This is a genomic window from Pseudarthrobacter sp. SSS035 (genome assembly GCF_023273875.1).
GTDB lineage: Bacteria > Actinomycetota > Actinomycetes > Actinomycetales > Micrococcaceae > Arthrobacter.
Genome location: NZ_CP096882.1, coordinates 505,577 through 526,286, shown reverse-complemented (window position 1 = coordinate 526,286; position 20,710 = coordinate 505,577). Strand labels below are relative to the sequence as shown.

General features: G+C 66.7%; 15 protein-coding genes. 6 read left to right on the top strand and 9 right to left on the bottom strand.

Annotated features, from left to right (window positions below; genetic code table 11):
* Positions 1 to 15 precede the first annotated feature (15 nt).
* From MUN23_RS02380 to sufU, 4 genes are all read left to right on the top strand, one after another.
* Positions 16 to 2,754, top strand: a complete 2,739-nt coding sequence (locus MUN23_RS02380) for a LuxR family transcriptional regulator (protein ID WP_248761929.1) — start codon at positions 16 to 18, stop codon at positions 2,752 to 2,754.
* Positions 2,741 to 5,488: a LuxR C-terminal-related transcriptional regulator gene (locus MUN23_RS02375; protein ID WP_371876027.1), complete on the top strand. Its 2,748-nt coding sequence runs from the start codon at positions 2,741 to 2,743 to the stop codon at positions 5,486 to 5,488. Before MUN23_RS02380 ends, MUN23_RS02375 begins: the two co-directional genes overlap by 14 nt.
* A gap of 460 nt (positions 5,489 to 5,948) precedes the next feature.
* On the top strand, positions 5,949 to 7,274 hold the full coding sequence (locus MUN23_RS02370; RefSeq protein ID WP_248761927.1) for a SufS family cysteine desulfurase: 1,326 nt from the start codon (positions 5,949 to 5,951) through the stop codon (positions 7,272 to 7,274).
* 24 nt (positions 7,275 to 7,298) lie between these two features.
* Positions 7,299 to 7,748, top strand: coding sequence for a Fe-S cluster assembly sulfur transfer protein SufU (sufU, locus tag MUN23_RS02365; protein ID WP_248761926.1), 450 nt, complete (start codon positions 7,299 to 7,301; stop codon positions 7,746 to 7,748).
* Between the two features lie 41 nt (positions 7,749 to 7,789).
* Here the strand turns inward: sufU and nhaA are convergent, their stop codons facing one another.
* From nhaA to MUN23_RS02345, 4 genes are all read right to left on the bottom strand, one after another.
* Positions 7,790 to 9,103, bottom strand: coding sequence for a Na+/H+ antiporter NhaA (gene nhaA, locus MUN23_RS02360; protein ID WP_248761925.1), 1,314 nt, complete (start codon positions 9,101 to 9,103; stop codon positions 7,790 to 7,792).
* Positions 9,104 to 9,174: 71 nt separating this feature from the next.
* A complete protein-coding gene (locus tag MUN23_RS02355) occupies positions 9,175 to 9,396 on the bottom strand; it encodes an SCO4848 family membrane protein (protein ID WP_248761924.1) in 222 nt (73 codons plus the stop codon).
* Between the two features lie 4 nt (positions 9,397 to 9,400).
* Positions 9,401 to 9,898, bottom strand: coding sequence for a DUF2505 domain-containing protein (locus tag MUN23_RS02350; RefSeq protein ID WP_056348089.1), 498 nt, complete (start codon positions 9,896 to 9,898; stop codon positions 9,401 to 9,403).
* A 48-nt stretch (positions 9,899 to 9,946) separates the two neighbouring features.
* Positions 9,947 to 11,500 carry an SDR family oxidoreductase gene (locus MUN23_RS02345; RefSeq protein ID WP_248761923.1) on the bottom strand — a complete coding sequence of 518 codons (1,554 nt, stop codon included), beginning with the start codon at positions 11,498 to 11,500 and terminating at the stop codon, positions 9,947 to 9,949.
* A 177-nt stretch (positions 11,501 to 11,677) separates the two neighbouring features.
* Between MUN23_RS02345 and mfd the strand changes: the two genes are divergently transcribed.
* On the top strand, positions 11,678 to 15,358 hold the full coding sequence (gene mfd / locus MUN23_RS02340; protein WP_248761921.1) for a transcription-repair coupling factor: 3,681 nt from the start codon (positions 11,678 to 11,680) through the stop codon (positions 15,356 to 15,358).
* Between the two features lie 6 nt (positions 15,359 to 15,364).
* A complete protein-coding gene (locus MUN23_RS02335; RefSeq protein WP_248761919.1) occupies positions 15,365 to 16,186 on the top strand; it encodes a metal-dependent hydrolase in 822 nt (273 codons plus the stop codon).
* Positions 16,187 to 16,288: 102 nt separating this feature from the next.
* On the opposite strand, the gene MUN23_RS02330 is transcribed toward MUN23_RS02335, so the two are convergent.
* From MUN23_RS02330 to cobA, 5 genes are all read right to left on the bottom strand, one after another.
* Positions 16,289 to 16,534: a hypothetical protein gene (locus tag MUN23_RS02330; protein WP_058929609.1), complete on the bottom strand. Its 246-nt coding sequence runs from the start codon at positions 16,532 to 16,534 to the stop codon at positions 16,289 to 16,291.
* 52 nt (positions 16,535 to 16,586) lie between these two features.
* A complete protein-coding gene (gene deoC / locus MUN23_RS02325) occupies positions 16,587 to 17,312 on the bottom strand; it encodes a deoxyribose-phosphate aldolase (protein WP_058929608.1) in 726 nt (241 codons plus the stop codon).
* Between the two features lie 101 nt (positions 17,313 to 17,413).
* Positions 17,414 to 18,298: an FAD-dependent oxidoreductase gene (locus tag MUN23_RS02320; protein WP_248761917.1), complete on the bottom strand. Its 885-nt coding sequence runs from the start codon at positions 18,296 to 18,298 to the stop codon at positions 17,414 to 17,416.
* 206 nt (positions 18,299 to 18,504) lie between these two features.
* Positions 18,505 to 19,659, bottom strand: coding sequence for a uroporphyrinogen-III synthase (locus tag MUN23_RS02315; RefSeq protein WP_248761915.1), 1,155 nt, complete (start codon positions 19,657 to 19,659; stop codon positions 18,505 to 18,507).
* Positions 19,660 to 19,673: 14 nt separating this feature from the next.
* Complete coding sequence (cobA, locus tag MUN23_RS02310) at positions 19,674 to 20,708, bottom strand: uroporphyrinogen-III C-methyltransferase (RefSeq protein ID WP_248761913.1); 1,035 nt, start codon at positions 20,706 to 20,708, stop codon at positions 19,674 to 19,676.
* Positions 20,709 to 20,710 lie beyond the last annotated feature (2 nt).

The following is a 20,710-nucleotide window of genomic DNA, read 5'->3' as shown; positions in this document are numbered from 1 at the left end:
GTAGGGGACAAGTTCATGTCAATCGAGCCACTCAGCTGGGGACGTGGGTCACCGCTCAACGACCTTGAGCTGCGCACCGACACTGCAGGCGTGTCAGAGCCGCAGCGATGGTCCGTGCCCGCACGGAGCGCCAACCTCGAAGCGGTCCGCGCCGCCCTGACCAGCCTCGACTCCCTGGGAGTCGTCATCACCGGCGGACGCGGTGTAGGTAAGTCATCCCTGGCCAGGACAGCCGTCGCCGACCTTGGCCCGGATATCTGGACGTTGCAGCTACGAAGCGGACCGTCGTCCGGCACAACACCCTACGGTTGCCTGGCTTTCCTGCTGGCGCGTCTTCCCCAGGCGTACATGGGGTCGCCCACAGCCATCCTCCGTGGCATTACGTCCCTCATCAAAAGCGATGCCGCGGGGCGCCAGTGTGTCATCACCCTGGACACGGCCGGCAGCTTTGATGATATGAGCGCCGGCGTCCTGCTCAACATCCTCCTGACCGGGACCGCCCGCATGGTGGCCGTGGCACCCATGGTCAGTGATCTACCGGCCGACTTCCACTGGCTCCTCAACGACCGCCGGCTCACCGAGGTGAGGCTGGACAACCTCAATGAGCTGCAGACCCGCCAGGTGCTGCTTTCCCTGCTGGGCCACCGCGTTTCGGCCTCCCTGGTCAGCACTTTCCACACGATGGTTGGCGGCAACCCCCTGCTCCTGAAAGCGCTTGTCACCGAGCAGCGGCATTCGGGGAACCTGGTTCTGTCGGACTCCGTCTGGACTCTTCGGGACAAGGTGGTGCTCGACGGCGCAGCCAGCCTCGACGACATCGTCCGGTCCCAGTGGACCCGGAAGTCTCCGGAGGAACGGGATGTCATCGAGATGCTCTCGTGCGCCCGCAGCGTGGAACTGTCCAGGCTGACCAAAGTGTACGGCGCCGGTGTGGTGGCGGACATGGAAGATTCGGGCCTGCTGGAGATCGATTCCTCGGACAACCGATGGGTTTCACTGCGTGAAAAGTACCTCGGCGACGTTGTCCGCTCCTGGCTCAGCATCACTCGGCGAAGGGAACTGCGGAGCCTGCTCCTGGGCGGCAAGGAACCTGACCCTGCCACGATGACGGTGGAAGAACTGATGGCGTTCGGCGCCTGGACCCAGGAATGCGAGGCCGAGCTGAGTCCGGCCATGGCGCTTGCCGCCGCCGAAGCCGCAGTGCAGCTCTTTGACCCCCATTTTGCCCTCAAGTATGCCGACACGCTGAAGCGGAATGACCCGCAATGGGTGCCTGCCCAGCGGCAGAAAGCCGCAGCGTACCTGCTCATGGACCTCCCGGTGCAGGCCATGGCAGCACTGGACGATATTTCCCAGCCGCAGCTGGACAACCTTGACGTTGAGGAGTTCGCCCGGGTTGTCGAGGCCAAATCTCGGGTCATGGTGTGGCTCCCCGAACACACCGCCCGGGTGCCGGCGCTGCTGCAGACGGCACGGGAGCGGCTGGGCGTGGAGCCAGGAATCGCGAAGGGCTGGCCGGAGCCGCTGGCTGCTGCCGCCAACCGGATCAGCCTCAGCGAATTCGAGTACCAGGCTTTTGTGGGGGACTACGCCTCCGCCTTGCCGGCACTGGAAGCCGCTGCGGACCCCGGGCAGAATCTGGACACCTGGTTCAGGATGAACTCAGCGGTGATCCTCATGAGCGCCCTGTCCATGGCTGGGCGGGAAATGGACGCCCTGAGCCTAATGAGGCAGCTGGGCGGGCAGATCTCGGACGCAGCGGAGATCGTGGGGCTGCGCGAGAGGTTCGCCGGCCGGGCGTACAACGTGCTCCTGATGGCAGGGCAATGGCGCCGGTGCATCGACCTCCTGGATCCGCCATCCGCGCGCGAGTTCCACCGGCTCCCTTACCGGAGCGCCGCCGCGGAGCTAGCGGCCGGCATCGCCTACGTGTACTCGGGTCGCGGCGCCGTTGCCCTTGATTCGCTGCTCTCGGCCGCTGCACAGCTGGAACTGCGGCCCGTCCAGAGACTGCTCCGCGCCGCCTACGCCGCTATCGCCTTCGCGTATGCGCAGATCGGCAATGCCGGGCAGTCCCGGCAGTATCTTGACCGGCTGCAGCGGACTGCAGGTGCCGCTGACCATGCCACCCGGAGCCGCACTGAATTCTGCGCTGATATGGCCGCCCGATGGCTGGGGGACAACGACGCAGCCACCCGCCTCAAGCAGTCAGCCCGCCGTGACATCGCAGCAGGCAGGTTCACCCTGGCCGGGATCAGCCTGCTCGGAGCCACGGTCAACGGCACGGAAGCGGACTTCCGGCTGATGGAACAAGTGGCCGGGCAACGTCAGGGGCCCTTGGCGGAAATTTCGCGGCTTGTCGCCGTGGGCAGCCGCACCCACGACGCCAAAACGTTGCTTGCCGGCGGGGAACTGGCGGCCACCCTGGAACTGGATGCCGTTGAGGCCCGGTGCATGGCGCTGGCCGTTGACTACGCCCGGCAGGCCGGTGACTCGGTTTCCGCCAGGACTGCACAGGCCCGACTGGACATCCTCGCAGCCACCGTGGCAAGCCTGCCGATCGTGCCGAGCAGCGGCAGCCCGCTGCTGACAGCCAGGGAGAGGCAGATCGCGCGGCTGGCCGGCCGGGGCGCGTCCAACCGCGATATCGCCGTGGAGATGGGCGTGTCCGTGCGCACTGTGGAAGGCCACCTCTACCAGGTCTTTACCAAGCTCGGAGTTACATCCAGGGGTGATCTGACTGGACTCGTCTAACGGCCACGCTGCCAAACATGGAACGCAATATCGACTGCTCACGGGCCGGCGTGAGCCGCTGGACCGGATCTGCAACATCATTCGCAGCCGCACGAGCCAGGCCGTGTTCCTCATGGCGGGCCCGGGCATCGGGAAGTCAACGCTGACGGAGGCCATCACCGAGCGGCTTTCCCAGGAGATGATCATTGTTCAGATCCATGGAAGTTCGTCGCTGTCCGGCGTTCCCTTTGGAGTTTTGGCGCCCTACACGGCGGAGCTGACGGCCGAAGACTCCGTGTCTTCGGTGGCTGTGCTGCGGTCCGTGTGGAGGTACTTTGAGAAGCTGAAAGCCGGCAGGGATACCCCGTTGCTTCTGATGATGGATGACGCCCATCACCTGGACGAGGCAACGGCCAGCATCGTGGCCGACATGATCTCCGCTGGCTGGGCCACAGTGCTTGCTGCCGGCAGGCCGCGGCCCGGGCTGCCCCAGCCGCTCGCTCAGCTCTGGTATGACGGCCTGGCTGACCGTGTGGATCTCCGACCCATGAACCGGGAGCAGGTCGAGGAAGTCCTCTCCCACGCACTTGATGGAACAATCCCCTCCGGAACCATTGACACAATCTGGAGCGCGTCTGGCGGAAATCCGCGGATTCTTGATGCCTTGCTGCATGATGCCGCAGAGCGGGGCGAACTCGCAAAGCGGAACGGGATCTGGATGCTGCTGGGCCCGTTGCCTGCCGACGGACCCAGGCTCGCCGAGGTGGTGGTAAAGGACATGCTCCGCCGCAGCCCGGAAGAGCAGGAAGTCCTGAAACTTGTCGCCCTCGCCGGGCCCGTGAGCCGGAAGGTGATCGAGGATATTTTTGGCGCTGAAGTAGTGCGCACGCTGCTGGACCAGCAGATGATGGTGGAAAGTTCCGGCATTCCAGCTGATCTCCGGATCTGGAACTCCGTGTTCGGCGAGGCGCTGCGCACAAGTATCTCGGTGTCCCGGAGCCTGCAGCTGCTTGAAAAGATCCGGGATCAGCTGGGAACCGCTCCCGAAGGGTCTGAAGGCAGGATGAGTCCCGAAGGGTCTGAAGGCAGGATGAGGGCCGTGGAATGGGCCCTTGAATGTGGATTGAAAATATCCGATCCCGAGCTGCTTGAGGCGGCCGGCACTGCCTTGGTCCACTCCCGGAACCGGAGCAGTCGGATGATGGCGGCGAAGGTCGCGGACCCGGACCTCGTGCCGCAGGCACAGGCCGTCCAGGGACGCGCCTTATTCAACGAAGGCGACTTTGCGGGTGCGGCCAAGCTCCTGGACGGATGCTGGCTGCAGCTTGGGAACGGTGCCTGGGCTGTTCCGGTCCTGATGCTCAGGGCCATGGCACACCAGGCTCTGGGAACGCCGCTGTCAGTATTCGCGGCCGATTCCCGTGAAGCGCTTCAGGGCGCAGGCGCCATGACGGCTGGCCCGGATGCTGTGCCGCCGGATTCCCAGGAGACCGCCGGTGCGCTGGCCGGGCCCTGGCAGGAGCGCTTGCTTCGCCTGCTGGAACTTTGCGAAACAGGCAACCACCAGGCCTTGGAGGCCGAGGTCCAGGAACTTCGGAGCAGCCGCGCCGGCGATGCCACGGACGACGCCCTGCGTGCGGTGGGCCTGGCGCTGCTGGCCGATTCGCTCGCCCCGGCCGGACGGGCCGTACAGGGGCTGGATGCCGCATTGCTGGCAGTCTCGGAACTTCCCTCACTGCAGGGTGGCGTGTTCTTCTTCAACGAATTTGTCCTTGGCCGCCTGGTGGCAGATTACCTGGCCATGGGGGAGTGGGACTCGGCGGAACGTGAGTTGGCGAACTATGCTGCCGGGCAGCCGCGGGGTGTCGCCTATTTCGGCGGCAGCCTCGAGGTGCTCCGTGGCTACTCGCTCCTGCGGCAGGGGCGGATGGAACGCGCCTACCAAACGCTGTTGCCGGCGGTGGAGACCCTGAGGCTCAACGATCCGCTGCAGATGTTCCGGTTTGGCTCCGGGCTGGCGTTTTATGTAGCGGCGAGGCTCGGCGACGCCGCCCAGGCCGGCCGGCTTGAGCTGGATTACAAGGATTCACCGCAGGGTTCCCCCGGCTACGGACTCCTTGCAAGGGCCTACGCGGCAGCGGCATCGGAGTATGTGGCGCATGACGGAAAAGGCCTGGCGCGCCTCCACACACTGGCCACCACGCCCGAGGTGACCACCCGGGCCGGGACACTCCTGGAACTCTTGGCTCTCTGCTGGGACCTGGGCGACCATTCCGTGATCCCGTTGGTCCACTCACTGGCGGGGAGCGTCGAAGGCCGCTGGGCCGCGGCAATGCTAACCCTGGCGGGGCATTGGGAGTCCGAGGACGCCGATTCCATCATGGAAACGGCAGCCATGCTTGAAGGCGCGGGATTCGTTAACCTGGCGCGGGAAGCCTACGCGCGGTCGAGCACCGTCCTTGAGAGCTCCGGTGAGCGCCGGCGGGCCCGTCAGGCGGTGGCCCTGCGGGAGAAGTGCGACCACGAACTGGGCGAGCGGTTCCGGGAAGGCCACTTCATCGCCGCAGCACCCAGCGTGCACCTCACCCGCCGGGAACAGGACATCGTAGAGCTCGCTGTGAAAGGTCTCACCGACCGGGAGATCGCACAAAGACTCATGGTGTCCGTGCGTACTGTGGAGGGCCACCTCTACCGCACGTACGTCAAACTCGGTGTGCGGAGCCGCGACGAACTGGCTTCGGCCCTTCCGAACTAGGCCTGCTTACGGACGCCATGCGTCCGGGACCTTGTGTACGGACGCCAGACGTCCGGGACCCTGCCTACGGACGCCATGCATCCGGGACCATGCGTACGGACGTCTGGAAACGCGTAGCCCCGGCGCAAAAAAGTAGAGTACTGCCTACTCGTGTGCTGAGCTTCAGCATGCGATTGACTTAGTGCGGCAGGAAAACACGGAGCCACCAAAACCGCGGACCGGCCAACAGACTTTCAGGCCTCATTTTGAAGCAAACTTCCGGCCCCTGGGGCTGGATCGAAGCGGGGCCGGCGACGTCAGAGTCTTCTGAGACCGAGACTCTCCCCCCAGCCGTCGCCGGCCCTCACTTCCGCGGGCTGAAGCCCGGAGCTGCTGTGGCGGTTGCCCCCCCGGGCCGCCGCCATAGTGGTGTTGTGGGACAATTGAGTGTCAATCCATTGGCATCTCAAGGAGTTTAGCTTTGGCCCTAGTATCAACGCCTGCCACGCTGGAACGCGCAGTGCCGGCCATGGATAACGCCGAAGTCCTCAGGATTCGAAACGACTTCCCCGTACTTGGCCAGCTGGTGAACGGCCAGCCCCTGGTGTACCTCGATTCGGGCGCCACCTCGCAAAACCCACTCAGTGTCATCGAAGCTGAGCAGGAGTTTTACGAACAGCGCAACGCTGCCGTGCACCGCGGGGCCCACTACCTTGCCGTCGAAGCAACAGAGGTGTTCGAAGGCGCCCGCGAGACAATAGCGGACTTCATCGGTGCCGGCTACGCGGAAACGGTGTGGACCTCCAACGCCACCGAAGGCCTGAACCTGCTCAGCTACGCGCTGTCCAACGCCGCGCTGTGGGCGGCGCAGGGGCGCGGCGACGCCCGGCTGAAAGACCTCGCAGTGGGGCCGGGTGACCAGATCGTGGTGACCGAAATGGAGCACCACGCCAACCTGATCCCCTGGCAGGAACTGGCGTTCCGCACCGGCGCCACGCTTCGTTACATCCCCATCGACGACGCCGGTGCCCTGCGGCTGGATATTGCGGCCGAGATCCTGGGAAGCAAAACCAAAGTCCTCGCATTCACCCACGCCTCCAACGTGCTGGGCACAATTAATCCCGTACAGGAACTGGTCGCGTTGGGGCGGCAGGCCGGAGCGCTTGTGGTCCTGGACGCCTGCCAGTCAGCACCGCACCTGCCGTTGAACGTCAAGGACCTGGACGTCGACTTCGCCGTCTTCTCGGGCCACAAGATGCTGGCGCCTACCGGAATCGGGGTCCTCTACGGCAAGCAGGACCTCCTGGACGTGCTGCCACCGTTCCTCACAGGCGGTTCCATGATCACCACGGTGACCATGGAACGGGCCGAGTACCTGCCCGCGCCGCAGCGCTTCGAGGCCGGCACCCAGCGCATCTCGCAGGCCGTTGCCCTCGCCGCCGCGGCCAACTACCTCACGGAAACCGGCCTGGACCGCGTGCACCGCTGGGAAGCGGAGCTCGGCCAGCGGATGGTGGCGGGGCTGGAGTCCATTCCCGGCATCCGCGTGCTGGGGCCCGCCGCCGGACAGGAACGGATCGGCCTTGCCGCGTTCCACGTCGACGGCGTGCACGCGCACGACGTCGGGCAGTTCCTGGATTCCCGGGGCATCGCCGTCCGCGTGGGTCACCATTGCGCCCAGCCGCTGCACCGCCGCTTGGGCCTGACCGCAACCACCAGGGCAAGCGCCTACTTGTACAACACCACCGACGACGTCGATGCCTTCCTGGAAGCCGTCGCCGGAGTCCGCTCCTACTTCCGCGTCTAGCGCGATCACCGAAGGTACACCACTATGAGCCTTGACCAGCTGTATCAGCAGATCATCCTTGACCACTCCAAAGCCCGTCACGGCAGTGGACTGGCAGGCGTCGCCGCGCCGGCGGGGGCGTCAACGGGTCAGTCCCACCAGCTCAACCCGGTCTGCGGCGACGAAGTCACGCTGCGGGTGGCTGTGGAAGACGGCAAGGTGGCGCAGATTTCCTGGGACGGCGAAGGGTGTTCCATCTCGATGGCATCGGCGTCGGTCCTCAGCGAACTCGCGGAGGGACTGACCGTGGACGAGCTCCACGCCGTCATTGGCAACTTCCGCGAAGTGCTCCGCTCGCGCGGGAAGATCCCCGCCGATCCCGAGATCCTGGGCGACGCCGCGGCTTTCGAAGGTGTGGCCCGCTACGCCGCGCGCGTTAAGTGCGCCATGATTTCCTGGGTTGCCGCCGAGGACGCCCTGAACCAGGCCGCCTAGCCCTTACGGTCCGACGCAGGTCCGACGCCGCGCCGAGGCTCTCAGGCCCGGTGCTCGAAAACGTCCGGGATGCCGTCGCCGTCAGCATCATGCCGTTCCGCAAGTTCCACTGCGCGGTAATGCCGGTTCCGCAGCCGGAGCACCACGGCGGCGAGCAGGGCGGCAACCACTGATCCGGTGAGGATGGCCACCTTCGCGTGGTCATCGTAGGCCGAGCCCGCACCGAAGCTCAGCTCGGCGATCAGCAGCGACACGGTGAAGCCCACTCCGGCCAACATCGCAAGGCCGGCAACATCGATCCAGGCCAGGCCGTCGTCGAGCTTTGCCCTGGTGGTCTTGGTGATCAAGTAGGTCGTGCCGAACACGCCAATCGTTTTACCGGCCACCAAGGCAGCCACAATTCCCACCGCCACGGGATCCGCCAGGGCCGACCGGAAGCCGTCGAGGCCGCCCACGGCAACTCCGGCGGAAAAGAAGGCGAAGACCGGGACGGCGAAACCTGCCGAAAGCGGGCGGAGCCGGTGTTCCAGGGACTCAGCCATACCGGAACCCGCCTCACCGAGTTTCGGCGACGCCAGCACCGGGACGGCAAAAGCGAGCAGCACACCGGCCACAGTGGCGTGGATACCGGAAGCGTGCACGAGTCCCCAGGTGGCGGCGGCCAGCGGCACCAACAGGTACCAGCTGCGGACCCTCCTCTGGGCCAGCAGGGTAAACAGCCCCAGCGGAACCAGTGCCGCCAACAGGAAGAGCGGCTGCAGTCCGGACGAGTAGAAGAAGGCGATGATGCCGATGGCCAGCAGGTCATCCACTACCGCCAAGGTGAGCAGGAAGGTCCGGAGGGCCGCAGGCAGGTGCGTGTTGATGACGGCCAGCACGGCCAGGGCAAAGGCGATATCGGTGGCTGTGGGAATGGCCCAGCCCCGCAGGCTCTCGGCGTCCTGGCCCACGTTCACCAGCGTGTAGATCAGGGCCGGAACTGCCACGCCGCCCACGGCCGCGGCCACCGGAACCACCGCCTTGGACACTTTGCGGAGTTCACCGGAGACAAACTCCCGCTTGAGTTCCAGGCCGGCCAGGAAGAAGAAGATGGCCAGGAGGCCGTCCGACGCCCAATGCCCGAGGGAGAGCCGGAGGTGCCAGGGCTCATAGCCGATTTTCAGGTCACGCAGCGCGAAGTAGCCGTCAGCCGCCGGCGAGTTGGCCCAGATGAGGGCCGCGGCTGTGGCCAGCAAAAGGAGGGCGCCGCCGGCTGTTTCCAGCCTGAGGATCTCTGAGATCCGCAGGAATTCGGGGTAGCTTGAGCGGCTGAGGACTCTGGCAGCGAAGGCGGGGCGGGAAGGGCGCTTGGCCATGGGTGGCTCCTGGAATTAAGGGGTCGGCAAAACTGTTGCCGACCAGACTTCCCGGCGCACCTGTGTCCAGCCTACCCGAACAGGCCCATAACCCCGATCACGGCAGTGGCAGCTCCCAGCACCATCGAGATGCTGACCAGCACCACGTGGACGGTGAGGAACTTTGTGGCCTTGCCGGCGGCGTCCCGCGCCCTGGGATCCTTCATCACGCGGCGCAGGAACGGCGGCCAGACCACCAGGGACCAGAGGCCGGCGATGATCAGGACCACGCCCGCCAACAGGGGGAGCTGCACGGCCTTAGTGGCTTTCGAGCCAGGCCTGGGCCTGCTGTGACTGGATGTTCAGGGCCTTGGCCACCATGGGCTCAGCTGCTTCGGCGATCTTGCCGCCCAGGAACGGGACGGAGGAGGTCACATTGCCTTCGAGTTCAATGCGCGTGCTGCCGCCCTCCGCGACGAGCCGCTGGACCGCGGTCACATCTAGGGGGGCGCCGGCGATCTTCAGCGTGATGTTGCTCTGGCGGGAACCGTCGGCCGCCGGGGCGTCCCAGTTCTCCACCTGCGTCACCGTGAGCTTTTCGCCCACGAACTTACGGGCGATCTCCGGCAGCCGGGTGGTGGGCAGCGTACGGACCGAAGTGGTGCTGAATACTCCGTCAACGTCTCCGGCTACCTCGAAGGATTCAAGTGTGCCGCCAACGAATTGGCTCGTGTGCCGCTGGAAGTCCTCGTTGATAAAGACGGCAGCGACGCTGTCGACGGCGTGGGGAAGGGTAGTGGTTGCACTCAGTGCCATGGGTCCTCCAGTGATGTGTAGGTCAGAACGCTTTTTGCTCCCCACATCCTACGGGGAGCCCTGCGTGTTGTTGGAACCGGCCTCCGCGCTGTCGGCGCTGGCGATTTTCTGCGCCGCCGTGGTGATGTTCCGTGCCATCGCCGGAAATATGAGGCTGTGGAAGGGCAGCACGGCAAGCCAGTAGAGCTTTCCGCTGAGGCCCTTGGGGAAGAAAATGGCCCGCTGCCGGTAGCGGCTGCCCGTCCCGTCAGGTTCTACGGACAGTTCAAGCCAAGCACGTCCGGGGGCGCGCATCTCCGCGCGGAGGCGCAACAGTTTTCCCCGCTCGATCCGTTCCACGCGCCACCAGTCCACCACCTCGCCCGAGGCCAGGGTGCCGGGGTGCCTTCGTCCCCGCAGCAGGCCCGCGCCGCCGGTGAGCTTGTCCAGCCAGCCACGTACGCGCCATGCCAGCGGCAGGGAATACCAGCCAGTCCGGCCGCCGATTCCTTCGATGATGGTCCACACGTCGGCGGGATCAACGTCGCCGTGGAAGGTCCGTTCATCCACGTAGACCGTGTGGCCCGCCCAGTCCGGATCGCTGGGCAGCGGATCGGCGTCGGCCCCGGCATTTGACCAGGTGGTTTCCACCTGGCCGTCACGCTCCTTGCCCAGGGCGAGGGCAACGGCCCGCCGGTACGGAGTCAGGCCGCCCGCCGGCACCGGAATATGGGCATCGATGTCGTGCTCGCGGGACACCGCATCGTGCTGCAGCGACTCGACGAGCGGGAGCGACATGGACAGCGGGATGGGCGTGGTCAGGGCCACCCACACGCCGGCGAGCTTCGGGGCGGGAATGGGCAGAGCCAGCACCACCCGGTACGGCAGCCCGGCCTCGGCGGCGTATTCCTTCATCATGCCCGCGTAGCTCAGGACCTGCCGGCAGCCGATGTCGAAAGTGCGGTTGACGGGCCCGTCCAAGGATGCGGCGCCCACAAGGTAGTGCAGCACGTCCCGGACGGCGATCGCCTCGATCTTGTTGCGCACCCAGCTCGGGGCCGGCATCAGCGGAAGCGTTTCGGACAGGTGTCGGATCATTTCGAAGGACGCGGACCCGGAACCGATCACCACCCCGGCCTGGAAGACCACCGCGTCCACCGTGCTGTCCAGGAACACCTTTCCCACGGCCTCCCGGGACCGCATGTGCGTGGACAGTTCCACGTTGGCCGGGTGCAGGCCGCCCAGGTAGACGATCCGGCCTACGCCGGCTGCGGCAGCAGCTGTGGCGGCCGTTTCCGCCATGGCCTTTTCCTTTGACTCGAAGCCGGCGCCGGAAGCCATGGAGTGGACCAGGTAGTAGAGCACGTCGACGCCGGCCAGCGCCTGCTCCAGGGCTCCGCCGTCGTCGAGACTGCTCTCGATGACCTCAACCTTGCCCAGCCACGGCACGCCGGCGATCTTTGCCGGGGTCCTGACCAGGACCTTGACGGTGTGCCCGGCTTCCAGCAGCCGGGGGACCAGGCGGCCGCCGATGTAGCCGGTGGCGCCGGTCACCAGGACGGTTCGCGCCGTCCCCGGTGCCACGGTGGGGGGAGTGTCGCTCGGACTCTTGCTATCGCTCACTGAAAGCTCCTCAGGCGGCAGGCGGAGGCGCACAACAGGCGCGCTTCCTCAGCAAGCTTAGCAACGGGGTGCCCGGCGGGCCCCGGGGCAGGGGTAGGCTGGGATGACCCGGGATTCGAAGTGAATTTCGGGCTTTCGTGTTGCCTGCGATCCCATGAACCCACAGGAGTTTCCGCCATGAGCCCCACTGGCCCGTCCCATCCTGGCCCGTCCAACGGTGGTCCCTCGCTGACCGGACTGCGCCGTGTCCTGGCAGAAGACCAGACGTTCGCGCGGGTCCAGGCGGAGGCGGCCAGGGGTTTTGACGTCCGGGGCCAGGACTACCAGATCAGCGCCCCGGCCGGACTCCGCGCCGTCCTGCTGGCGGAAATGGCAGACGGCCTGGACGCCGGCTCCGACGAAGGAACTCCCGACGGCGGGCTCCCTCCTGTGGTGCTGGCGGTCACCGCTACGGGACGCGAAGCAGAGGATCTGACAGCGGCCCTGCGCGCTTACCTGCCGGCCGATTCAGTGGCCGAGTTCCCCAGTTGGGAAACGCTGCCGCACGAACGGCTCTCGCCCCGCTCGGACACGGTGGGCCGCCGGCTGTCCGTCCTGCGCCGCCTGGCGCACCCGGAAAGTTCGACGGCGGGCCGGCTGCGTGTGGTGGTGGCACCGGTGCGCGCGGTGGTCCAGCCGATCGTCGCCGGGCTGGGTGACCTGGTTCCGGTCACCCTGAAGGTGGGACAGGACATGCCGTTCTCCAGCGTGGTGCGGAGCCTTGCCGATGCCGCCTACGCACGCGTGGACATGGTCACCCGCCGTGGCGAGTTTGCCGTCCGCGGCGGCATCATCGACGTCTTCCCGCCCACCGAGGACCATCCCATCCGCGTGGAGTTCTTCGGCGACGAGGTGGACCAGATGCGCTGGTTCGCGGTGGCCGACCAGCGCTCGCTGTCGGCGCCCGGTGTGCACCACCCCGCCGAGCTCCACGCCCCGCCCTGCCGCGAAATCCTCATCACGCCGTCGGTGATGTCGCGCGCAGCCACTCTCAAGGGGCAGCTTCCCGCGGCCGCGGACATGCTGGAGAAGATCGCCGGCGGCATCGCCGTGGAAGGGATGGAATCCCTGGCCCCGGTGCTGGTGGACTCCATGGTCCCGTTCGTGGAGCAGCTGCCCGCGGGGTCCATCTCGGTGATCATTGAACCGGAAAAAGTCCGCCGGCGCGCACATGACCTTGCGGCCACCAACGAGGAGTTCCTGGAGGCGGCCTGGTCCACGGCATCGGACGGTGGCACGGCTCCACTGGACCTCAGTTCGCAGGCGTCGGCTGCGTTGCACTCCGCCAGCTTCCGTTCCCTGGCCGAAACCCGGAGCTCCTCGCTGGAGCACGAGGTGTCCTGGTGGTCCATCACGTCGCTGGCCACTGACGAGGAGCTGCTGCCGGAAATCGACGTCCTGAACCTTCGGGCCAGGGAACCGCGCGGGTATCAGGGTGATGTGGCCGAGATGATGGACTTCATCGGCTCCCACATCCGGGACCAGTGGCGGATCGTAGTGGCCACGGAGGGTCCCGGCCCGGCGCAGCGCCTGGCGGAACTCTTCCACGACGCCGACATCCCCTGCGCCAGGGTGGACACCCTTGAGAAGGAGCCGCAGGCGGGCATCATCGAGGTGACCACTGCCGCCGTCGGACGCGGTTTTGTCCTGGACAGCCTCAAGCTGGGGCTGCTCACCGAAGCAGACCTGCTGGGACGGACCTCCGCGGGCTCCACCAAGGACATGCGGCGCATGCCGTCCAAGCGGCGGAACGCCGTGGACCCGTTGCAGCTGGTCAACGGCGATTCCGTGGTGCACGAACAGCACGGCATTGGCCGCTTCATCGAACTCATCCAGCGCAAGGTGGCCGGCGGCGGAGACGGCGTCCGCGAGTACCTGGTCCTGGAATACGCCCCGTCCAAGCGCGGCGCCCCCGGGGACCGCCTGTTTGTCCCCACCGACCAGCTGGATCAGGTGACCCGCTACGTCGGCGGCGATACCCCTGTGCTCAGCAAGATGGGCGGCTCCGACTGGGCCAGCACGAAGTCCAAGGCACGCAAGGCCGTCAAGGAGATCGCCGGCGAGCTCATCCGGCTGTACTCCGCGCGGATGGCCTCAAAGGGCCATGCCTTCGGGCCGGACACTCCGTGGCAGCGTGAGCTGGAGGAGGCTTTCCCGTACGTGGAGACGCCGGACCAGCTGACCACCATCAATGAGGTCAAGGCGGACATGGAGCGGGAGATCCCCATGGACCGCCTGGTGTCCGGCGACGTGGGCTACGGCAAAACCGAGATCGCCGTCCGGGCCGCGTTCAAGGCGGTCCAGGACGGGAAGCAGGTGGCGATCCTGGTGCCCACCACCTTGCTCGCCCAGCAGCACTTCGAAACGTTCACCGAGCGCTTCTCCGGGTTCCCCCTGCGGGTCAAAGCCCTGTCGCGGTTCCAAGGGACCAAGGAAACCAAAGAGACCGTGGAGGGCGTCAAGAGCGGCTCCGTTGACGTCGTCATCGGAACGCACCGGCTGCTGTCGAAGGACTTCGCGTTCAAGGACCTGGGCCTGGTGATCGTGGACGAGGAGCAGCGCTTCGGTGTGGAGCACAAGGAAGCGCTGAAGAAGATGAGGACCAACGTGGACGTGCTGGCGATGAGCGCCACCCCGATTCCGCGGACCCTGGAGATGTCACTGACGGGCATCCGGGAAACCTCCACGCTGGCCACGCCGCCGGAGGAACGCCATCCCGTGCTGACATATGTGGGACCGTACACGGACAAGCAGACCTCGGCAGCCATCCGGCGTGAGCTGATGCGCGAAGGCCAGATGTTCTTTGTGCACAACCGGGTGTCCACCATCGACCGGACGGCCGCGAAGATCCGTGAACTGGTTCCGGAAGCACGTGTTGAGGTGGCGCACGGGCAGATGTCCGAGAGCCGGCTGGAACAGATCATTGTGGACTTCTGGGAAAAGCGTTTCGACGTCCTGGTATGCACCACCATCATCGAAACCGGCCTGGACATCTCCAACGCCAACACCCTGATCGTGGACGGGGCCGATAAATACGGCCTCTCCCAGCTGCACCAGCTCCGCGGCCGGGTGGGCCGCGGCCGTGAACGCGCCTATGCCTACTTCCTGTACCCGTCCGAGAAGCCCCTGGGCGAGGTGGCCCTGGAACGCCTCAAGGCCGTGGCCACGCACAACGAGCTCGGAGCCGGCATGCAGCTGGCCATGAAGGACCTCGAGATCCGCGGCGCCGGCAACCTGCTGGGCGGCGAGCAGTCCGGCCACATCCAGGGCGTCGGCTTCGACCTCTACATCCGCCTGGTGGGTGAGGCGGTGGCCGACTTCCGCGGCGACGCCGAGGAAAAGGCCGCCGAAATGAAGATCGAGCTGCCGGTCAACGCCCACCTCCCGCACGATTATGTGCCGGGGGAGCGGCTCCGCCTGGAGGCCTACCGCAAGCTGGCCTCCGCGTTGACGTACGAGGCCATCGAGGAGGTCCTGGCCGAGCTTGTGGACCGTTACGGCGAACCGCCGCTTCCGGTCCAGAACCTCATTGCCGTGGCGCGCTTCCGGGTGGGTGCCCGCGAAGCCGGCCTGTCCGACGTCGCGCTCCAGGGGAACTTCATCAAGTTCTCGCCGGCGCAGCTGCCGGAGTCGAAGCTGATGCGGCTGACCCGGATGTACCCGGGTTCGCAGTCCAAGCCCGCCCTGGACGCGGTGCTGATTCCGAAGCCCAAGACGGCCAGGATCGGCGGCCGCGACCTGCAGGACGCCGAAATCCTGGAATGGGCCAACGGGGTCATCCGCAACATCTTCTCCGACGCACCGCTGGCGGTGAGTTAGAGCTTGATGGGAGGACATCACGCCGCGTCGGGGGCCGCGGCGTGGGTAGCTATTGCCTCAACGGGGCCGTACACGCTGGGCTGGTATCCGCTGGACGCCACGGGAATCCTCATCGGCGGGATGGCGACGGCGGGGACGGCGCTGGTGTGCGACTGGGACCACCGCCACAGCACCGTGGCCAACTCGCTGCCGCCGCTCTCCAACCTGATTGCCGTGGGTATTGAGAACGCCAGCGGCGGGCACCGGCAAGGCACCCACTCGGTGCTCGGTGCGGCGTTCTTTGTGCTGCTGGCCATGATGGCCGGGCAGTTCCAGCTGCAGACGGACTGGGGCCTGCTGTCCGTGGGTGCCGGCCTGCTGTGCATGTTCATGATCAACATTGCGGCCAAGGCGCTGAAGCTGTTTCCCAAGTCCGGATTTATCAGCAACTGGATCTTTGCCCTGGCCATGGCCGGAGTGGTGACCTGGTTCGCGCCGGAGCAGTGGACCTGGCTGCCAGTCTCGATGCTGACCGGGGTAGTGGTCCACATCGTGGGGGACATGATCACCACCGGTGGTGTGCCGCTGCTCTGGCCGATCGTCATCAAGCCACCGAAGTTCCTCCGGAAGCTGCCGGTGCTCAACGACGTCTGGAAAGCCAACGGCGCCTTTTCCCTGCCGCTGCTGGGCCGCGCAGGTTCCCGGCGGGAGTGGCTGGTGCTGATCCCGGTGAGTGCCTACGCGATGGTGGGCATGTGCGTGGCTGCCTGGTCGTTGGCGAAGGCACATTTCCCGGCCGCCATGGCGATCGGAAAGGCCACGGTCAGCCGCCTGCTTGGCGCGGGCTGACGCGGCCGGTCTTCGAGCGGCCAGGATCCAGGCATCTGTGACTTAAAAGGCTGGGGCCCCGGAAATGATCCGGGGCCGCAGACGATTGAGTTAACGAGGTTCTTACTTGCCGCCGGCTGAATCGGAGCGGCCGGTGATGGTCTGCGGGATCCAGAACGCCAGGAAGAACATGCCCAGGCAGGCGGCCATCGGCCACGGGTTGCCGAGCGTGAGGAAGGACAGGGAGTAGATGGAGCCCAGGAAAAGCGCCATCATGGGTACAAACAGAAGGATGCTGCCCAGAAGGCTGTTCTCGTTCTGGGGGGTCTGTACCGTGGCGTTGCCGGACTCGGTGGTCTTGCTGGACATTGTTTCCTCCTCGGCCCCGCGGGGCTCAAACTGTGGCGGCTCCGGGCCGGCGTCAGTAGCTGGATGAACCCTGTTCACCCTTGACGATGGCAATGCCGGAGCTGGCACCAATACGTGTTGCACCTGCAGCAATCATAGCCTGCGCGTCGGCGAGGGAACGTACGCCGCCGGACGCCTTCACGCCGAGATCGGGGCCGACGGTGCGGCGCATCAGGGCGATGTCCTCGGCCGTGGCTCCCCCGCCGTTGAACCCCGTGGAGGTCTTGACGAAGTCCGCGCCCGCTTCAACGGATGCCTGGCAGGCAAGGACCTTCTGGTCATCGCTGAGCAATGCGGTTTCGATGATGACCTTCAGGATGGCTCCGCCCGCGTGGACTGCGTCCGCGACGGCAGAGATATCGTCCACCAGTGCACCCTTGTCACCGGCACGGGCTGCCGCGATGTTGATGACCATGTCGATTTCATCAGCACCGTCCAGCACTGCGCCGCGGGCTTCGAAAGCCTTCACGTCGCTGGGCGTGGCACCCATGGGAAAGCCGATCACCGAGCACGTCAGCACACCGGACCGCTTAAGCGCGGTCTTGACGGTTTTGACCCAGAGAGGGTTCACACAGACCGACTTGAAGTGGTACTCGGCGGCCTCGGCACACACTTTGAGGATCTCCGCTTCGCTGGCCTCAGGCTTGAGCAGCGTGTGGTCGATGTAGGAAGCGATGTTGCCCGACGCTGAGACCGTACCGGCTCCAGTTTGGTCGGTAGGAGTGGCTGCGTTGCTCATGATGGTCCTTTCCATGTGGCCTTGTGGGCCGCCGGAGCCACGCGGTGCGTGGCCGTTCAGGTCACCATCTTGTCACAGCGGGTGTCGCGGCGGGCGGACGCTTACGCGGCCGCAGGCACGCGCTCCGCCATACCCGCGGCCACGCCTTCCGCCGCCGATGTAGCGGTCATCAGCTGCGCGGCGCAGGCTCCGGCGGCAGAGGCCGCGGCGACCAGCAGTCCCAGCCGGACGCCGTCGAACGCTGCGGCGTCACCAATCGCCCAGATGCCGGAGACCGATGTCCTGAAGTCCTTGCTGATCGCGATTCCGCCGTTGGGGGCGGTGGCGAGTCCGGCGCTGGCGGCGATTCCATCGCGGGCAACCCGCTCTTCGGCGAGGACAACCAGGTCGCCATTCATGCTGCTGCCGTCCTCGAAGACAATCCCGGAAGCGGTCAGGCCTGAGCCGGCGATGGAGTGCACCACGGCGGCCGGCCGGACCGTTGTGCGGATGGGCCTGACGCCGCGGGCCCGCAGCACCGCTTCGGCTTGGCCCGCTGCCGCGCCGGTTCCCACGAGGATCCCCAGTGGCCGCCGGCCCAGTTCCCGCGTCACTTCCTTGACGGCGTCGCCGATCCGGGCGGCGTCGTCGATCGTGGAGTAGCTCAGGCAGCGGCCGGCGCCCGCCACGGGGGACGCAACGGGCGCTGATCCGGTGGCGATGACCAGTTCGTCGTAGCTGAGTTCCATGCCGTCGGCGGTGGTGACGGAGCGGTTCTCCGCGTCGATGAAGCTGGCTGGCTGGCCGAAGCGGACTGATACCTGCGGCAGCTCCGCGAGCTCCAGGAGTTCGGCGGGAGCGTCGTCCCGGTTGCTGAGGACGGTGACGGTGCCGCGGAAGCGGGCACCGTCCAGCTGGCGGACCAGCGCCTGTGCGGCGGGCCCGGCGCCGGCAATGACGATGCGCGGAGCCGGGGAAACTGAGGTGGACGGTGCCGGAGCGGACATGTGCTGGCCCTTTCGCTGGCGGCCGCTGGAGCGGCCGGGACTTCGTGATGAATCCCAGCGTAAGCGGTGGGCTTTACAGGCGTGTTTCCCCGCTGTTGCTGGGAAAACACCCTTTGTTCGCCAGCGTTTACCGGCCGGTAACAAAACCCGTGACACACCTCTCCCTGCGCTCCGGAGGGACACAAAGGCGGCCGGAGCCCGCGTCACTAGACGCGGATCCGGTAACCCCTCTTGACCACCGTCTCCACCAGGCGGCCGTCCGGCAGCGATGACCGCAGGCGGCTGACGGTCATATCCAGGGCGTGGACCGAGCCCTTCAGCTCCAGCAGCTCCGACAGCGATTCCCGGGAAAGCACGGCCCCACCGGCCCCCAACAGGGCACGCAGCAGCAGCAGTGGCGCAGGCGCCAGCTCAACCTGCGCTCCGTCGACCCGCAGGCTGCGGCCGCGCAGCTCAAGGTTGCCGGACGCGGTGTCCAGCCGCCGGACGTGGTTCAGGGCGAGGTGCTCGCACACCAGCCGGATGAGGGCACCCATCCGGAACCGTTCCGGAATGAGCGGCGAGATACCGGCGTCGAGCAGGGGCTGGGCAGTGACGGGCCCCACCACTGCCGTGGTGACATTGGTTTTCAGGCTTTCGATGAGCTGCTTGTAGACGCCCATTTCGTGGGCTGTACTCCACACGGCGTCGACGGCGGGGGCGCTGGTGAAGGTGAGCACGTCCAGGTTGCCGCTGCACACAGCCTCGATGAGGCGCGGAAGCCGATCTTCGCCGTCGGGCTTTACCCAGCGGTAGGGGGTGACCGTCAGGACCGTGGCGCCGGACATCCGCAGGCGTTCCAGCTGCCGGACGTCCGTGTAGCCGTGCAGCTGCACGGCCACGGTCTTGCCGCGCACGCCTTCGGCGAGCAGCATATCCACCAGCGTTGCGGTGGTTTCGTCGCTGCTGATTCCGACGTCGGCGAGTCCGGCCGCGCGGACGGCGCCGCGGGCTTTGGGGCCCCGGACGAACATCCGGCACGCACCGAGGGTTTCCAGCAGCTGCTCACCGATCCCAAAGGAATCGGCAGCTTCGCACCAGCGGCGCATGCCGTACGCCGTGGTGGCAATGCACAGGTCCGGGCGTGCGGCGATGATGGCCTTGGTGTCCTCGATGAGGCGGATGTCCTCCTGCACCGGGGCGATCTTGAGGGCCGGCGCGTGCAGTACTTCCGCGCCGCGGCGTTCCAGGGCCTCGATGAGGTCCCGGGAGCGCCGGTGCGAGGTGACTCCGATGCGGAAGCCCTCCAGCGGGGAGTCCGCAGCCTCCGGCCCGGAGGTCTCTTCAAGCTGGGCAGGTGCAGCAGGTGCCAGTGCGGTCATGGGGGTCAATCCTTTCATGAACCGAGCAGCGAGGCCGCCAGCCGGTCGAGGTCGGCGGCGGCCTCAGCATGCCCGCGGTTGGCTTCCGCCACGCGAACCACCTCGCCGATGACCAGCACAGCGGGATTGCTGCACCCGGCAGCGGCGGAGGTGATGGTGCCCAGGTCCGCGATGGTGGTGCGCTGGCCGGGGCGGTAACCGCGTTCGACGACGGCCATGGGCATGTCGGGGCGCATACCGGCTTTGCGGAGCCCGGCCGCGAGCTGGTGCAGGGTGCCGATGCCCATCAGGACCACAATGGTGCCGCCCAGTCCGGCCAAGTGCGTGTGTTCCTTTTCGGTCAGCGGCGCGTGGCCCGAGACCACGGTGAACATGTGGCTGACCTCGCGGTGCGTGACGGGGATGCCGGCTGCCGCCGGCACGGAGATCGCACTGGTGACGCCGGAGATGACCCGGACGGGCACGCCAGCTGCCACGCAGGAGGCCACTTCCTCGCCGCCGCGGCCGAAGACGTAGGGGTCGCCTCCCTTGAGGCGGACCACGTTGTTGCCTTCCAGGGCGGCGGCGACCATCAGCTTCTCGATGTCGGCTTGGCCCACCTTGTGGTGGCCGGGCTTCTTGCCCACATCCACCAGTTCGGCGGAGGTCAGGTCCGGCAGGTCCTGGCAGGGAGCCAGCCGGTCGAAGAACACCACGTCCGCATCGCCGAGGGCCTTCACGGCGGCGACAGTCAGCAGTTCGGTGGTGCCGGGTCCGCCACCCACCAGGGTGACGTGGCCGACGGGTCCGGCGGCCGGCTCGGCCGCCACCGGAATGCCGGTGGCGGTGCAGCGCTCGAGCAGGGACTCCCAGCCGGGCTGGCCGTCGTCGACCGCTGCGACCAGGAAGGGACGCTCGGGCAGCGGGCCGTCATGCGCGGCACCCGCAGGGGTGCTGAGGCGGAAGACGACGGCGCCCGCGGCCTCGTAGCGGCGGACCGCCTGGCGGGCGGCGTGGTCGGAGCCGGTGACCAGGACTTCGCGGCCGGTGAGATCAATGCTGAGCTGCATGG

Bases quoted from the DNA above. Each gene is read 5' to 3' on its own strand.
- MUN23_RS02380 (WP_248761929.1), top strand. From the start codon at position 16: ATGTCAATCGAGCCACTCAGCTGGGGACGTGGGTCACCGCTCAACGAC.
- sufU (WP_248761926.1), top strand. From the start codon at position 7,299: ATGAGCCTTGACCAGCTGTATCAGCAGATCATCCTTGACCACTCCAAA.
- nhaA (WP_248761925.1), bottom strand. From the start codon at position 9,103: ATGGCCAAGCGCCCTTCCCGCCCCGCCTTCGCTGCCAGAGTCCTCAGC.
- MUN23_RS02350 (WP_056348089.1), bottom strand. From the start codon at position 9,898: ATGGCACTGAGTGCAACCACTACCCTTCCCCACGCCGTCGACAGCGTC.
- mfd (WP_248761921.1), top strand. From the start codon at position 11,678: ATGAGCCCCACTGGCCCGTCCCATCCTGGCCCGTCCAACGGTGGTCCC.
- MUN23_RS02335 (WP_248761919.1), top strand. From the start codon at position 15,365: ATGGGAGGACATCACGCCGCGTCGGGGGCCGCGGCGTGGGTAGCTATT.
- MUN23_RS02330 (WP_058929609.1), bottom strand. From the start codon at position 16,534: ATGTCCAGCAAGACCACCGAGTCCGGCAACGCCACGGTACAGACCCCC.
- deoC (WP_058929608.1), bottom strand. From the start codon at position 17,312: ATGAGCAACGCAGCCACTCCTACCGACCAAACTGGAGCCGGTACGGTC.
- MUN23_RS02320 (WP_248761917.1), bottom strand. From the start codon at position 18,298: ATGTCCGCTCCGGCACCGTCCACCTCAGTTTCCCCGGCTCCGCGCATC.
- MUN23_RS02315 (WP_248761915.1), bottom strand. From the start codon at position 19,659: ATGACCGCACTGGCACCTGCTGCACCTGCCCAGCTTGAAGAGACCTCC.
- cobA (WP_248761913.1), bottom strand. From the start codon at position 20,708: ATGCAGCTCAGCATTGATCTCACCGGCCGCGAAGTCCTGGTCACCGGC.